13 protein-coding genes, 1 pseudogene and 1 CRISPR repeat array are annotated in these 14,891 nt (G+C 51.5%); of the genes and pseudogenes, 6 read left to right on the top strand and 8 right to left on the bottom strand.

What is annotated here, in order from left to right; translation table 11 throughout:
* Positions 1-2: 2 nt before the first annotated feature.
* A CRISPR array of direct repeats spans positions 3-1,766; the repeat unit is 30 nt; unit sequence GTTTTTATCGTACCTATGAGGGATTGAAAC.
* Positions 1,767-1,841: 75 nt separating this feature from the next.
* Entirely contained in the window at positions 1,842-1,994 is a 153-nt protein-coding gene (locus IKE44_RS12200) for a hypothetical protein (RefSeq protein WP_231107682.1), read from the bottom strand.
* Positions 1,995-2,202: 208 nt separating this feature from the next.
* On the opposite strand from IKE44_RS12200, the gene IKE44_RS12195 reads away from it, so the two are divergent.
* Positions 2,203-3,249, top strand: a complete 1,047-nt coding sequence (locus IKE44_RS12195) for a DmpA family aminopeptidase (RefSeq protein ID WP_049624120.1) — start codon at positions 2,203-2,205, stop codon at positions 3,247-3,249.
* 60 nt (positions 3,250-3,309) lie between these two features.
* Here IKE44_RS12195 and IKE44_RS12190 read toward each other — a convergent pair whose 3' ends face one another.
* The 3 genes from IKE44_RS12190 to IKE44_RS12180 all read right to left on the bottom strand — a co-directional run bounded on the left by IKE44_RS12190 (position 3,310) and on the right by IKE44_RS12180 (position 5,878).
* The gene (locus IKE44_RS12190) at positions 3,310-4,542 is read right to left on the bottom strand and encodes an MFS transporter (protein WP_049624121.1); all 1,233 of its coding nucleotides are present in this window, start codon (positions 4,540-4,542) and stop codon (positions 3,310-3,312) included.
* 198 nt (positions 4,543-4,740) lie between these two features.
* Entirely contained in the window at positions 4,741-5,394 is a 654-nt protein-coding gene (locus tag IKE44_RS12185; protein ID WP_033016939.1) for a PspA/IM30 family protein, read from the bottom strand.
* Complete coding sequence (locus IKE44_RS12180) at positions 5,354-5,878, bottom strand: hypothetical protein (RefSeq protein ID WP_033016940.1); 525 nt, start codon at positions 5,876-5,878, stop codon at positions 5,354-5,356. Before IKE44_RS12180 ends, IKE44_RS12185 begins: the two co-directional genes overlap by 41 nt.
* A gap of 179 nt (positions 5,879-6,057) precedes the next feature.
* Between IKE44_RS12180 and IKE44_RS12175 the strand changes: the two genes are divergently transcribed.
* Positions 6,058-6,405, top strand: coding sequence for a hypothetical protein (locus IKE44_RS12175; RefSeq protein ID WP_033016941.1), 348 nt, complete (start codon positions 6,058-6,060; stop codon positions 6,403-6,405).
* 198 nt (positions 6,406-6,603) lie between these two features.
* Here IKE44_RS12175 and IKE44_RS12170 read toward each other — a convergent pair whose 3' ends face one another.
* The 4 genes from IKE44_RS12170 to IKE44_RS12155 all read right to left on the bottom strand — a co-directional run bounded on the left by IKE44_RS12170 (position 6,604) and on the right by IKE44_RS12155 (position 11,754).
* Positions 6,604-8,913, bottom strand: coding sequence for a YhgE/Pip family protein (locus tag IKE44_RS12170; protein WP_287466033.1), 2,310 nt, complete (start codon positions 8,911-8,913; stop codon positions 6,604-6,606).
* Between the two features lie 75 nt (positions 8,914-8,988).
* A complete protein-coding gene (locus IKE44_RS12165; RefSeq protein WP_033016946.1) occupies positions 8,989-9,558 on the bottom strand; it encodes a TetR/AcrR family transcriptional regulator in 570 nt (189 codons plus the stop codon).
* Between the two features lie 170 nt (positions 9,559-9,728).
* Positions 9,729-11,102, bottom strand: a complete 1,374-nt coding sequence (locus tag IKE44_RS12160) for a sensor histidine kinase (protein ID WP_049624126.1) — start codon at positions 11,100-11,102, stop codon at positions 9,729-9,731.
* Positions 11,092-11,754 carry a response regulator transcription factor gene (locus tag IKE44_RS12155; protein ID WP_033016949.1) on the bottom strand — a complete coding sequence of 221 codons (663 nt, stop codon included), beginning with the start codon at positions 11,752-11,754 and terminating at the stop codon, positions 11,092-11,094. The genes IKE44_RS12160 and IKE44_RS12155 overlap by 11 nt, the downstream gene beginning before the upstream one ends.
* 167 nt (positions 11,755-11,921) lie before the next feature.
* Here IKE44_RS12155 and IKE44_RS12150 point away from each other — a divergent pair.
* The 4 genes and pseudogenes from IKE44_RS12150 to IKE44_RS12135 form a co-directional block, all read left to right on the top strand.
* Positions 11,922-12,359, top strand: a pseudogene (locus IKE44_RS12150) (PepSY-associated TM helix domain-containing protein); the annotation flags it as partial.
* A gap of 23 nt (positions 12,360-12,382) precedes the next feature.
* Complete coding sequence (locus IKE44_RS12145; protein WP_033016953.1) at positions 12,383-12,568, top strand: hypothetical protein; 186 nt, start codon at positions 12,383-12,385, stop codon at positions 12,566-12,568.
* Complete coding sequence (locus tag IKE44_RS12140; protein ID WP_287466029.1) at positions 12,549-13,754, top strand: S1C family serine protease; 1,206 nt, start codon at positions 12,549-12,551, stop codon at positions 13,752-13,754. Before IKE44_RS12145 ends, IKE44_RS12140 begins: the two co-directional genes overlap by 20 nt.
* Before the next feature lie 729 nt (positions 13,755-14,483).
* On the top strand, positions 14,484-14,777 hold the full coding sequence (locus IKE44_RS12135; protein ID WP_287466027.1) for a hypothetical protein: 294 nt from the start codon (positions 14,484-14,486) through the stop codon (positions 14,775-14,777).
* Positions 14,778-14,891 lie beyond the last annotated feature (114 nt).

The raw sequence follows: 14,891 nt of genomic DNA, 5'->3' as shown, positions 1-14,891 counted from the left end.
GCGTTTTTATCGTACCTATGAGGGATTGAAACGACTCTGCAAAAGCTTCAATTGCTTTTCATGCTTCGCGTTTTTATCGTACCTATGAGGGATTGAAACTTTTCTTTCTCTCCATGAATTTCATCCACACGAGCAAGTTTTTATCGTACCTATGAGGGATTGAAACATTGATTGTGAAAGCCCCATGGTCCTCGTTGGCGTAGTTTTTATCGTACCTATGAGGGATTGAAACATTCCTCGATGTGTTCAATCGTCGCTTTGTATTGAGTTTTTATCGTACCTATGAGGGATTGAAACTCCTAACGAACCGAACATCGGCGTCATACTACATCGAAGTTTTTATCGTACCTATGAGGGATTGAAACAATCATTGTCGCAAACCTCAGCAGTTCCTCCCTATACGTTTTTATCGTACCTATGAGGGATTGAAACCTTCTTTCTTCCCCAGCAAATGCAAACACTTTTCTCCGTTTTTATCGTACCTATGAGGTATTGAAACCGATCATTGGGTAAACGACGAACGTCCGACACTCCTAGTTTTTATCGTACCTATGAGGGATTGAAACCATGCCAAATTCATGCCGGCTGAAACCCCTTTCCTGGTTTTTATCGTACCTATGAGGGATTGAAACCATGAAAGTGGTTTCATTTTACATGGAAAACTTTGAGTTTTTATCGTACCTATGAGGGATTGAAACACACGACGCAAGAATGGGTCAGGCTTTTCCTTTAGGGTTTTTATCGTACCTATGAGGGATTGAAACTATATACAAAAAGACCGCGTCAAGAGGCTTTCGCGGCATAGTTTTTATCGTACCTATGAGGGATTGAAACCGGGTTCGCGCAAGGGAGTCATTTTCGAGCCCACACCGGTTTTTATCGTACCTATGAGGGATTGAAACTTGGAGCGTGTCGCGTCTGAGCGTGTTTTTGCAAAACGTTTTTATCGTACCTATGAGGGATTGAAACTTTTGAACGCGTGAACGCGATAAGCAGCTTCTCCCGTTTTTATCGTACCTATGAGGGATTGAAACCTCCCTAACATTCAAAACATCAACGCAGTGGTCATTCCGTTTTTATCGTACCTATGAGGGATTGAAACATGTTTTCCTCAATGATATAGCGGCCTGTACCTGAGTTTTTATCGTACCTATGAGGGATTGAAACTCCTACTACTCCATGCAATGTCACAATGGAATCCGTTGGTTTTTATCGTACCTATGAGGGATTGAAACTGAAGTGACAGAGTTGGTGATCGACCGTTACAACGAAGTTTTTATCGTACCTATGAGGGATTGAAACCATGTACGCATTTGATTTTTGCATGTACTATGGTAGTTTTTATCGTACCTATGAGGGATTGAAACTCGAGCATACGGTTGATCTCACTAATAGAAGCCTCTCCGTTTTTATCGTACCTATGAGGGATTGAAACTTTGGAGCTGACCGCTCCATAGTGTCCCCGTCCAGGTTTTTATCGTACCTATGAGGGATTGAAACTACTGCGACACCCACTGCTCGATCCTCTCTGTCAGGTTTTTATCGTACCTATGAGGGATTGAAACTCACACAATGAAACATGGGCAGAGGTAATCGAGGATATGTTTTTATCGTACCTATGAGGGATTGAAACCAAACCCATAAATCACTCTGTATATAAAGAACAGCTAGTTTTTATCGTACCTATGAGGGATTGAAACCACCTGCGGAGTGGGTAGCGGCTTTGCAAGAAAACCGTTTTTATCGTACCTACGAGGGATTGAAACCGGAGTCGGCCGCTTTCTCCACGCGTTTCCGCCCAGTTTTTGTCGCGCCTATAAGAGGCGAAACCCTCTTCAATGTCACGCCATCGTATGAACGTCTTCCGTTTGAAGAAACCGGATGGCTGCACTTCCCCGATCGACCGCTTCGTTTTGCTTCGGCTGCTCATTCTTGCGCCGCTTGCTTTGCAGGAAGCCGCTTTTTTGTTTCGCACATGGAGAACGTTTTGGCATCTGCTTTTTTTGTATGGCCCCATTGATCCACCAGGCATGGTTGTTCACTGCCTTTCTTTGCCGCTGCTGCATTTCCTCAGTCCGATGCGATATACTTGACATGGGAACAATCACGCTTCTTTCTCGTTCACCGTCGTGTCGGCGGACATGCTGCGTTGGCGTTGGACGGTTTGAAAGAAGGCGGAGAAAAGCGACAGGGGTGGGATGGATGCGCCGCAAGCTTCGCGATCTCGGTTTTTCCATCGGCACGCTTCCGACAGGGGAGCGCAATCAAGTCACCGATGTGCCTGGGGTGCGGGTCGGTCATGTGACGATTCGGGAAGATATGAATGAGCGGACAGTGATCCGCACTGGGGTGACGGCGGTGTTGCCGCATGGGGGCAACTGGTTTTTGGAGAAGGTGCCCGCGGCTTGTTTTGTTTTGAACGGTTTTGGGAAAACGGTCGGGTTGGTGCAGGTCGAGGAACTTGGGTTGATCGAGTCGCCGATTATGCTGACCAATACGTTCAGTGTCGGCGCTGTTTGGCAAGGGACGCTTGAGTATATGCTTGCGATGACGCCGGAGATCGGAGATACGACCGGGTCGGTCAACATTGTCGTCGGGGAATGCAATGACAGCTATTTGAATACGGCGCGGGCGCTTTCGGTGACGAAGGAGCATGCGAAAGAGGCGATTGCCGCGGCGCGGGTGGAGATGGAAGAAGGGGCGATCGGCGCGGGGACGGGTATGATGTGCTTCGGCTGGAAAGGGGGCGTTGGCAGCTCGTCGCGGGTCGTGAGCAGGGGATATACGGTCGGGGCGCTGGTCGTGAGCAATTTCGGCCGGCGTGAGGAGTTGCGGTTTGCGCCGTATGTGCCGCCGTCGTTTGATGAACGGGATGTGCCGGCTGGTTCGATTATGATGATCGTCGCGACCGATGCGCCGCTTGATGCGCGGCAGTTGAAGCGGCTGGCGAAGCGGGCGGCGGTGGGGCTCGGGCGGACGGGAAGCTGCGTCCATCACGGGAGCGGCGACATTGTCATTGCGTTTTCCAATGCTTATACCATTCCCCATTTTTCGGATTCTGCTCTTCAACCGTTCCCTCCGCTCGTCCGTGATGACGCGCCGCTCATGAATGAGCTGTTCCAGGCGGCGATTGAGGCGACCGAGGAAGCGATTTGGAATTCGCTTACGATGGCCGAGACGACGACCGGGCGCAACGGGCGGGTGGGGGAGGCGATTCCGTATTCGCTGCTTCGACGGATGGGAGAATGATCGAAAACGGCCTGAAAGGGATTCCTCTCAGGTCGTTTATTTATGATCTTGGCCGCGCTGTCAGTGGCGGATGTGAAGGCGGTGCGCCCAGGCGGCGATTTTTTCTTTCATGTCTTCACGCCATGCGCGATCGTGGGTGGTGGATCCGACCAAAGCCCCTGTGGCGATGAGGAGCAGCCCTGACAAGGCGAAAATGGCCGAAATGGATGCGAATCCTGCGATGGCTCCCGCTGCCGTCGGACCAGCGAGGTTGCCGAGAAAGCGGGAGCTGGCTGTGACGCCGAACACGCGGCCTTGGATGCGGCGCGGGCATTGCGCGTTGATCAGCGCTTGAAGGGCAGGCCATACCCCGCCGACGACAAGCCCTTGCAAGAAGCGCCAGACGTACAATTCATAAAGATGGTCCGTCCATACTTGCGGCAAGGCGAACAAGCCGGACAGCACAAGCAGTATCGGTAATGTTTTCTCCTGCCCGATCCGGTCGCCGAGTTTCCCTAAGTACGGTGCGCCGATGATCGTCGCGATGCCGGTGATCGACGAGGCGAGGCCGGATAGAAAGGCGAGATTGCGAGAATGGCCGACGAGCGACTGGACAAAAATCGTCATCATCGAGTTGACGCCAAGAACCGCAATTTGCACGAGAAACGTGGCGATAAATAAGACGATGAGCGGCCGGTGTCTGAATACTTCTTTGAAGCTGGCCTTGTTTTCTTTTGTCTGCGGCACGACGGGATCTTTTTCGAGCCAAAAAATGACCGGTAAGAGCGTCAGTAAAATGCAAAGCCCGGTCACGAGAAACACCGGGCGGAAGCCGAACAGGTCGGATAAGGCGCCGCCGATGAGAGGTCCGATGATGTTGCCGGCGATGCTTCCCGTCTGCAGCGTCCCGAGAGCCTCGCCGCTATGGTCTCTCGGCACAACGCGGGCCAAGTATGAAAACGAGACAGTGATAAATCCAGAGAAAAAGCCGACAAGAAATCGGAGAGCAAGCAGCGCCATCGGTGAGGCGGCGAACGCCATGCATCCGGTGATCAAGCCCATGCCGATCCCCGCGCGGATGAGGTTGGCGCGCTGGCCGTACTTGTCGGCGAACATGCCCCAAATCGGCGCCATGATGGCCGCCGACAAAAACGTCGCCGAAAAGACAAGACCGGTCCAGACGCTCAACGAATGGTGCTCGGTGATGCCCATTTCCCACAACAGCAGCGACAAAAACGGAATGACCATCGTCATTCCCGCCGACACCATGAAATTGCACAGCCAAAGAACGCGGACGCTTCGCTTCCAGTTCATAGGAGGTCATCTCCTATATTATTTCGTTTCTATAATGATTTTACCACGATGGGAAAACAAAGGAAACGATTTTGCTTCCGAACGGGGAAAGCGAGAGTCAGGCCGTGCGACGGTGGGGAGCGGTGTCATTTCCCTGAACAAACACCATCCCCCTTGCCTGCCCGGCAAGGGGGTCATCTATGTCAAAGGGGGAGGAGATTAGGCGTTATTGGCTTGGGCTTCTTTCCACTTGGCTAACTCACGTTCGACTTCTTCATCAAATGGCACAGGGGACAACACGACGTTCGTTCCGAATCGGACAGCGGCTGCCTCGGCTTCTAAGGCGATGACGCGCTCTTCTATGCGGACAAAGCCGCGCAGCGCCTCGTCGGCGGAAAAGGAGGCGAGCGCCGAGTCGATTTGCTTCAACGCTTGCGCGGCGTTAACGCGGGTAGCGAGCTCCAGCTGCTTAGCTGCGAGCTCGTCGTACCGCTCGCGCAGTTGGTTTAGACGGTTGGCGACTTCGGCTGTTTTCGCTTTGATGGCGTCGTATTGTTGTTTGTACGCCTCCAGTTTTTTCTCATACAACAGCTTGTCGCGCAAGGCGAGTTTGGCGACGGCTTCTTCGTTGCGCTCGAGCGCCAGTTTCGCTTGGCGGCTCCGTTTTTCAATCGTCGCCTCCGCTTGGGCGATGAGCGTCTCATAGCGCTGCTCGGCGACCCATTGCTGGGCGAGCGCCTGGCGCCCTCGTTCGAGCTGTTCTTCAAGTTCGCGCAAATATTGTTTCGTCATGGCGACAGGGTCTTCCCAGCGGTCGATTTGTTCGTTCACTTCAGCGAGAACGATCGTCTTCATTCGGCGAAAAATGCCCATTTGTTTGTGCCTCCTTTTGAATCGTTTTTTTCCATTCATCAAGCCAATCGGTGGAAACGAATGGCGCCGCTGGCATCAACACCTCAACAGCAGATGGTTTGCGCGCTTGGCGACGTCCCAAGGCGTACACCGCGGCCAGTGCAAGCAAAAGCAACACCCATTTCGGCAGCAACGCCGCAATTCCGAGCGTGACGAGCACCCAGCCGATCCAGCGCTTCGACCGCGCCGCGGCGAGCCATACGGCCCCGGCAGCGGCAAGCAAAAGAGGGATGAGCCACTTTAGGAACAACATCGGCATCATCCAGCCTCCACGCTGCTCCATGATGAACTCCCGATGGGGATGACCGAATCCGCCCGGCATGCCGTCAAACGGAGCGCCCGGCCGCCCGTGCGCCATCACTTCATGCGGAGTGAGAATGTGAAACAGGCTGACCCCTGCAAGGGCAACAAGGGCGAGCAGAAAAACTGCCCGAGCTTTCTTCAATCTCGTCACCTCCTTTTGTGTGGTGGACTGGCTTACGGTTTGTATTGTAGAAGGGGAAGGAGAAAATTAGGTGAAAAGCGAATGTTTTTTGAAGGGGTTTTGAGCATATCATCCATTAGGGGGGAGCCGCGAGATGAACGGTGATGTTCGCATGACATGACGGGGGAGGAAGGAAAGACGTGGTTCGGTCGTATGGGGTTGATGTGGGCGGCGCTTTGTTGGTGTTGTGGTTTTCCTTTTTGTTTCCGACGTTTTATGTTGGATATTATGCGTACGGCTCGTTTTTGGGGGTTGCCATCGGTTCGTTGATCGTCGGCCTATCGAGAATTCGATGGCATCCGCAGGCGCGGTTCGGCGGTACTCTGATCGGTTCGTTCCTCATCATCGCGGTGTCTGTCCTCATCATCCGCCTGTTTCCCATCGAAATCCGCGATGTCGGAGACTTGGTTATGCAGTATATCAACGCGGTTGTGAATGCGTTGATATATTTGGCATTCTCCACGCCCTCCACCTGTTGCATCGCCTGAAGCAGGGCGACGTTCCGTTTGCGAAAAAACGCTGAAGCGGCTCATAACGCCTGTCTCACCGTTCAAGAATCATTAGTTGAAATGTGAGGAAGAACATGAAAAACTGTTCTCCATCATCGTCCCTTGCATCGGAGAAACATCATGAAAGAATGATAACGATGGCAAGGGTCGATAGAAAAAAACAAGCTTCTGAAGCAATTACGCTTCAGAAGCTTGTTCGATGACTGTTGCAAATTGGCGGCGATGTTGGATAGTCAAATAAACGAGTGTTCCCATCATCATGGCAACAATAAATAGCAGCAGCTTGCTGAGGTTTTCCCACATAAACGAGAAATCACCGCTTGAGATGACCGCTTTCAATCCGAAAATCGAATACGTCATCGGAAGCCATGCGTTAAAGTGTTGCAACGAGTGTGGAATCAGTTTGAGTGGGAATGTTCCCGCGCTTGTTGTCAATTGCAAAATCAGCACGACAATCGCGATAAATCTTCCTGGATCGCCGAACACGGTAACAAGAAATTGAATGACAGATAAAAATGTGATGCTAGTGACAATGCTAAACACGATAAAGAGCGGGACGCTTTTTACGTGTAAATCGAGTCCAACCAGCAACACGACATCCGCCAGCAGTGCTTGCAAAATCCCAACGCCGAACAAGACGCCGAATTTAGCCAAAAACCAATGCAATGGCGAACGTGGAACCCCTGCTGGTTCGCGAAGCGGAAAGACGATGGAAAGCAACAGCGCACCCACAAACAATCCGAGTGACAAGAAGTACGGCGTAAACCCTGTTCCGTAGTTCGGCACTTTATTGATTTCTTCCTTGTGGAGATTCACTGGTTGGGCAAACATGTCGTAGACAGCCTCATTGGCCTTGACATCGCTTGCTCGTTCGGCTCCTTCTTTCAACTTATTCGCCAATTCTTTTGAGCCGTCTGTCAGTTGGTTGACACCATCTTGCAAATGTTTTGTCCCGTTCGTTAATTTCTTCGTTCCATCCGCTACTTGTTGTGAACCGTTTGCCAACCGACGCGTGCCATCTTGAAGCCGATCTGCTCCTTGAGCCAATGTTTGCAGGCCTGAAGAAAGTGTTCCACTGCCATGGGCAAGCTGGCTTGCTCCTTGTGCAGCTTCTTGCATTTTTTCATACATTGTGTTCATGCCGCTGACGAGTTGTTCTTGGCCATTCGCCAGTGCGTCTGCGCCATTGACAAGTTGTTGTTGACCGGCAAGCAGTTTGTCGACTCCGCGATCGAGAGCGATATGCCCTTCGTGCAGCCGTCGGGCTCCTTCGTGCAAAGAAGAGGCTCCAGAGTGCAACGATTGGGCGCCGCTATTTAACTCTGCAAGGCCGTTTTTGACTTGTTGGCTTCCTGATGATAGCTGCATGATCTTTTGTTTTAATTGTTCGTATACGGCTCTCTGTTGCTCTTGGGGAGTTGCCTTGATGAGCGCATCCAACTGTGTGTCCAACTGCTCAAGACCGTTTGCGACTTGTGCTGCTCCTGTTTGAACTTTTGCGGCTCCTTCCTGCCACTGAGCCAGTGAAGCTGTGAGCTTTGCCGCTCCATCGCTCAATTTTTCAGATCCTTGTAAAAGCTGCGGAATGCGGGCGTCGAGCGCTTGCATTCCCTCATATACGCGTCTTGTCCCTGAAGCAAGATTCGCTGTTCCTTGTTGAGCCTGCTTGGCTCCGGAGAGGAGTTTCTCTTGCCCAGCGGTCATTTGTTTCATCCCGTTGTAAAGCGTTTCGATTCCGGTTTGAACTTGCAATGAGCCACTGGCAGCTTGGTGCAGTCCGTCAGTAAAGCTCACGGATTTTTCCGCGAGTGTCGCTAAATGGTGATATAACGTTTCACTTCCGTCTTGTGCTTTTTTCATGCCATCATACAGTCGGTTTGTTCCGTTTTGTGCTTGGCTGAGTCCGTCATGCAGTCGTGCGGCTCCGTCGCTCGCTTTTGTCAATCCGTCAGCGACGGTTTGAATCGTATCAAACATGCTTTCGGCATATGTTTCTGTTATGGCGTTCGCTACTTCGTTTTTTATTTTTTCAACTGCAGTTTGACCGATTTGTGCCGATAGAAAGTTAAATCCCTCATTCGGTTTGTAAATGAGCTCCAGTTTTTTCGGATGATCGTCTTGCAGCGTTGTCGCATTCCGGGAAAAATCGTCAGGGATTTGAATGAGCATATAATATTTTTGTTCTTTTAACCCTTTTTCCCCTTCATGTTCGGTTACAAAATGCCAGTCAAACTGTTTGTTCTCTTTTAACTTCTCGACGAGATCTTTTCCAAGATGAATCTCCTTTCCGTCGAGCATTGCCCCTTTGTCTTGGTTGACTACAGCGACGGGAAGTTCATCCAAATGATTGTATGGATCCCAAAATGCCCATAGAAACATGCCGCTGTATAGAAGAGGGATGAATAATACAGCTATGACAGGAATCAGTACTTTGCGGTTGGTCAGAATGGCCTTCCATTCTTTCAACCATAATTGAAATGCGTGCATGCCCGAACCTCCTTTGTGTATAATTATGACTGATTCGTCCATTTAGTCATTTTTAGCCCAAAAAGTGAAGGATTATCATGGAGACAATCCTTTCAGCAAATACAGATCAAACAGTTCGGCAATGGTTTGTTGAGACAATGGTTCGTGCTCTTTTTCCCATTCAATGCTTAGTGCGATGTACATTTTAAACATGAAAAATGCCGTCAACTCAGGATCGCAAGGGCGAATTTCCCCTTTTGCCATCGCTTCTTCAATTTTTTCGCGAATATAGGCAATCATTTCGCGATCAAGGCGTTTCATCACCTCTCGTACAGCTGCGGTGCCAATATCGCGAACTTCCTGCAAAAGTTTGATGGTTAATTCATGTTCCTGGCGGAACGTAAAAATACGTTGCAAGGCGCGTTGGACGTTTTCGCTGAACGACAAACGATCATCCATAGCCGCATCCGCTTCATGCTTAATTTCGGATATAACAGAGGAAACGATATGGTCAAGCAGCTCTTCTTTGCTTTTGAAAAATGTATAAATCGTTCCTTTCCCGACATTAGCCATCTTCGCTACTTGATCCATTGTCGTTGCTTTGTAGCCGAACAGCGAAAATGATTTGGTGGCGGCATCAATAATTTGTTGTTTTTTATCCGACATGGGCATTCATCCTTTGTTTTGACTAAATGGACGATTTGGTCATCGCGTTTTAAATCATAACATGAATACGTTCGATTCGCAACAGCAATATTTATGTTTCATTTTTCTCACTCGACGGCGCGTTCTGTTGGGGGAAGGAAGCCTTGGCCTTGCTGTTTTGTCCCCCGGATTTAGCAAGGAAGACGAACAAGAAATTCGGTTCCTTCCCCGATTTGACTATGGACGTGGATCGCGCCGCCGTGGGCGTCGACGATCCATTTGGCGATCGACAGCCCGAGGCCGTGGCCGCCTTGTTGGCGCGAGCGCGCTTTGTCGACGCGGTAAAAGCGGTCGAAAATGCGGCCGATGTCTTCCGGCGGGATGCCGATGCCGGTGTCTTTGACGGAAAGGAACACGTGCTTTGGCTCGGTGCGGATCGACAGCGTCACCTCGCCGCCTTCGGGGGTGTATTTGATCGCGTTGTCGAGCAAAATGTACAATAGCTGCGTCAATTTGTCCGGGTCAGCGGTGACGAGCGCTTGCTCGGGAGCGTGAAAATGCATTGTAATCTGTTTTTTCGCCGCCAGTTCCGACATGAGCTGGAACGTGCGCTCGGCGTGCGGGCGGAAATCGAACGTTTGTTTTGAAAGCTCCAGCGCGGCGTGTTTCGCATCCGCGCGGGCGAGCGTCAACAAGTCGTTCATCAGTTTCGTGATTCGCTTCAATTCGTCACGCAGGCGGTCGAGCAGGCGGTGGGCAAAGTCGTTTTTCATCACATCCTCCTCAAGCGCAAGCGCCTCGACGGACGAGAAGACGACGCTGAGCGGCGTCCGCAGCTCATGAGAGGCGTCGGCGACGAACTGGCGCTGCCGCTCGTACGCTTCTTCAATCGGTGCGAGCGCGCGCTTGGACATAAAGAAGCTGAGCGCCACGCCGACGGCAAGAAACAGCACCGATAAGCCGATGAGCACAATGAGCAGCCAATGGAACACGCCGAAAAACGACGTGACGTCCATGCCGATATACAGCATGCCCACGAAATCGCCGTGGATGACGAGCGGACGGGCGGCGGCGAGCACGCGCCAGTCGCGGGCCGCTTCGCGCGCGAGGCCAGGCATATGCTCGGGCAGCGACACGGTCACATATACAGGGGTGCGCTCGCCTGTGTCCATACGGGACAAGACGTTCAAAAAATACGGGCGCAGGCGCGGATGAATTTCATCCCCAGCAAGCAGATCGCCGTTTGGGCCGATTACGTAAAAGAAAAGTTGATCTTCACTAAGCAGGACGACGCTTTCGTCATGAAACAAGTCAAAATCGCTCTGCTTCAGTAAAAACTGCTCGATCGTATTCGCCTCTTGCTCGGCGAGGCGGCTGATGCGCCGCTCTTGGTCAGAGGTAGCAATCCAGTAAAACAAGGCCGCGGCGATCATGACAAACAAGGCGAGAAACAACGTGAAAATGCCGCTGTAGAGCGCTGTCAGCCGCCAATGGGCGCGGCGGAACAAGTCGGCGCTTCCTAGGCGGCGCAGCCAGTCGCGCCATTCCCTCCAGTTATTTTTCAATTTTATACCCCACTCCTCGAACGGTTTGGATGACATCGTCTTTCAACTTTTTGCGCAATAGCTTGATTGTCGCGTCGATCGTTTTCATTGACACATCGGCATCCCACCCCCAAACGCGGTCCAATATCGTTTCGCGCGGCACGACTTGCCCTTGGTTTTGCACGAGCAAATCGAGAAGCTGAAACTCGCGTGGAGTGAGGAAAATCTCTTCATCGCCGCGATGGAGCGTATGGCTTGTCCGGTTTAAGGTGAAGCCGTGAAACGCCACTTTTTCCTCTTGGAGCGGGACGAACGTCCGCCGTGCGAGCGCCTTGAGCCGCGCGACGAGCTCGTCGATTTCAAACGGTTTGACCAAGTAATCGTCCGCTCCCGCCTCAAGCCCGGTGACGCGGTCGTGGACGGCGTCTTTCGCCGTCAGCATCAAAATCGCGCCTGTGTAGCCGTTTTGCCTCAACCGTCGACAAATGTCCACCCCATCGCCGTTTGGAAGCATCCAATCGAGCACGACGACATCGTAAAACTCGGCGAGCGCGTAGTCGTACGCATCTTCCCCTTCCTGCACCCAATCGATATGGTCGATCCCTTTCTTTTTCAATAAGTGAACGATCAGCTCCCCTAGGTGAAGATCGTCCTCGGCCAGCAAAATTTTCATCGCCATTCCTCCCGTTCTGTCTCTCTTCCTTCTTAATCATATCAAATCGTTCGTGAAAAAACGGTGAAAACGCAGCCCATTCGCCGCGCAGAAGGCTGTTCTCTCAAAAAGAATTTTCACCATTTTTTCACCTTCCTTGGCTATCATGATGGACGAAGAGGAAAAGGAGGCAAACGGCGATGAGGAAAATGAGGAATTTGCATCTTTGGATTGGGCTGATCAGTTCGATCTTTTTGCTTGTTGAGGCGGTGACGGGGCTCCTTCTATCCGAGCCGTGGCTGATCGGTCAGGCGGAGCGCGGCGAGATGCACCGCGCCGCGCAGGAAAGAATGAACGCGTTCGGGGCGGGGCAGACGTCGGGAGCGGGGGCATCTACGGCCCCGATGGCACCGCGCGCCGAGGGAGGCGGATCGTCGCTCATGATGTTCGTCCGCCAGCTGCACGAAGGGAGAATCGGTTCGCTTGACATCCGCTGGGCGGTTGATGTCGCGGCGGTGGCGATGATCATTTTGACCGCGACGGGGATTTTCCTGTCGATCCGCACGCTCGCAGCGGGACGGAGGCGGAAGCAGAAGCGGATGACGCCAGCGCCGGAGACGACATAACGTATGCAGGAAGGGATGAAACGATGCATCAGAACAACCGGAAGAAACAGCGACGCTGGTCTTCTCTTTATGCAAGGCCGATCGATGTCGGTGGCATCGTCGTATTTCGCCCGCCATTTCACTGCTTGGCGGCCATTCGCTCGAAGATGCTGCATATTCCATCATGGATCATGAAGGAGGAGAGGACAAATGGACATGATGCCATTTGAACCAACCCCAACGCCAGAACCGAAACGCCGCGGCCGCTTCGTATCGTGGCTCGCCGCTTCCGTCGCAGGGGCGGTGATTGGGAGCGCGGCGACGTGGTATGTGGCGCCGAAATGGATGCATGAAGAAACGAATTCCCAAACGGAAACAGCGGAAACGACCGCAAAAAGCGAGGCGCTGCCGCTGCAGCCGACGGCGAACGTCAACACGAACATGATCGCTGCCATTAATAAAGTGGCCGATGCGGTCGTCGGCGTCGTCAACATTCAAAAACAAGTCGACTTTTTCTCCGAACAAGCGCAAGATACGGAAGCGGGGACGGGGTCGGGCGTCATCTTTAAAAAAGAAGGCAATGCGGCCTACATTGTGACGAACAACCATGTCATTGAAGGGGCAAACAAAGTCGAAGTGGCGCTTCCGAACGGCAAAAAAGTGAAAGCCGACATCGTCGGCGCGGATGCACTCACCGACCTTGCCGTCTTGAAAATCCCCGTTGAAGGGGTGACGAAAGTGGCGAGCTTCGGCGACTCGTCGAAGGTGAAAATCGGCGAGCCTGTCGCGGCAATCGGCAACCCGCTCGGCCTTGATTTGTCGCGGACGGTGACGGAAGGGATCGTCAGCGGCAAGCGGACGATGCCTGTTTCGACCTCAGCGGGCGATTGGGAAATTGACGTCATCCAAACGGACGCCGCGATCAACTCGGGCAACAGCGGTGGGGCGCTCATCAACAGCGCGGGGCAAGTGATCGGCATCAACAGCATGAAAATCGCCGAAACGGGCGTCGAAGGGCTCGGCTTTGCGATCCCGAGCGAAAACGTCAAACCGATCGTCGAACAGCTGATGAAAGATGGGAAAATCAAACGCCCGTACCTTGGCGTCCAGCTTGTCGATGTGGCGGATTTGTCCGATGACGTCCGCACGAATGAATTGAAATTGCCGTCGAACATCACAAGCGGGGCGGCCGTCACGTCCGTCGAACCGTTCTCCCCAGCCGCCGAGGCCGGATTGAAATCGAAAGACGTCATCACGGCGATCAACGGGGAGAAAATCGACAGCGTCAGCGCGTTGCGCAAATATTTGTATACGAAAACAGCGGTCGGTGATCGCATCAAACTGACGATCTATCGCGACGGGTTTGAGACGACCGTATCCGTCACCTTAAAAGCGAGAGACAGCAGCCAGTCATAAGAAGACATCGCCTCTTTTCCAGCGAATCGGCGGGGAAGGGGCGATGTTCATTTTCGTGTGCGGCGCTTGCTCATGATGCTGGAGTATAAAGCGAAATGAGACGGCTGTACGTTGATTCCGTGTCGTCAGCACTTTTTGTATCGAGTCTGCTCATATTGCGAGAGCTGGCAGGACGACGTGCAGCCGTTGCATGTCCGAGAGTGGGTGCGCCCGCAATACAGGGGGCCCCATGATCCGAATCATCACTTCGCTCGGAATGATGTTGGAGGAAGGGCTTCGTTTGCTGTTGTCACAAGGCAGCCGAACCATGGGACGCACGGGGACGGCTTGGCTGGCAGCCTCTCGTGGGGCGGGTATTTCCAAGAATTCCCCAACTCTAAGCGTGAGCGCAGATGGGAGAGTGTTCGTACCCTCTAATTTTTGTGAATATATGACTATTTTTCCATTAGTAATAAATACTCTTTTTTTTTTTTTTGCATTTCTAATAGAATTTTAATTGTAAATATATTGATTTAACGGAGGTGTTTGTATTTTATGAAAAAATCTTTCTTGCTCTCTCCACTTGTCGCTTTGAGCCTCATTTGCACATCGGGTATTGTATGCTGAGGAGGATGCGCATTTCGGAAAATGTCCTTACGAGCGTTAAAAGTAAAATCAGTACAAGTAAAGCCGTGTGTAGGTTGTTTTTGAAGAAAGGATATATAAATTCATGAAGGGGCTGGTTACGTAATGAAACGATTTGTACCTTATCTCGTTGCTCTTTGTTTCTCTTCTTTGCTCCTCCTACAACCTTATTCAGTTCATATTCCACATAGTTTGGCTAAGTCGTCTAATCAACAGAATGAAAATTGTACATCATGCCAAAAAGTACGGGAAGTTTCAAATTTCAAAACGGATAAAGTAAAAGATATCTACTTGATCAACGATGTAAAACACACTTTAAGTCAATTTTACAATGCTAAGCTTAGCAAATTTAAAAATAATGATTTTGAGTGGCGTGAATCCATAAAAGTGGATTCCTGAATCCGTGATGGTTGGAAATCAACTTTGATTTTGGTGTTAGTTCTATGGATATATGATCCATACATCCCTTTTTTTGATGATTCCCTGCACCACTTTCATGTTTGAAAACGAGAT

Source organism: Geobacillus sp., from assembly GCF_017515625.1.
Classification (GTDB): Bacteria; Bacillota; Bacilli; order Bacillales; family Anoxybacillaceae; genus Geobacillus; species Geobacillus stearothermophilus.
Note: the sequence above shows the minus strand (reverse complement) of the source record. Positions and strands in the feature narration are given on the sequence as shown.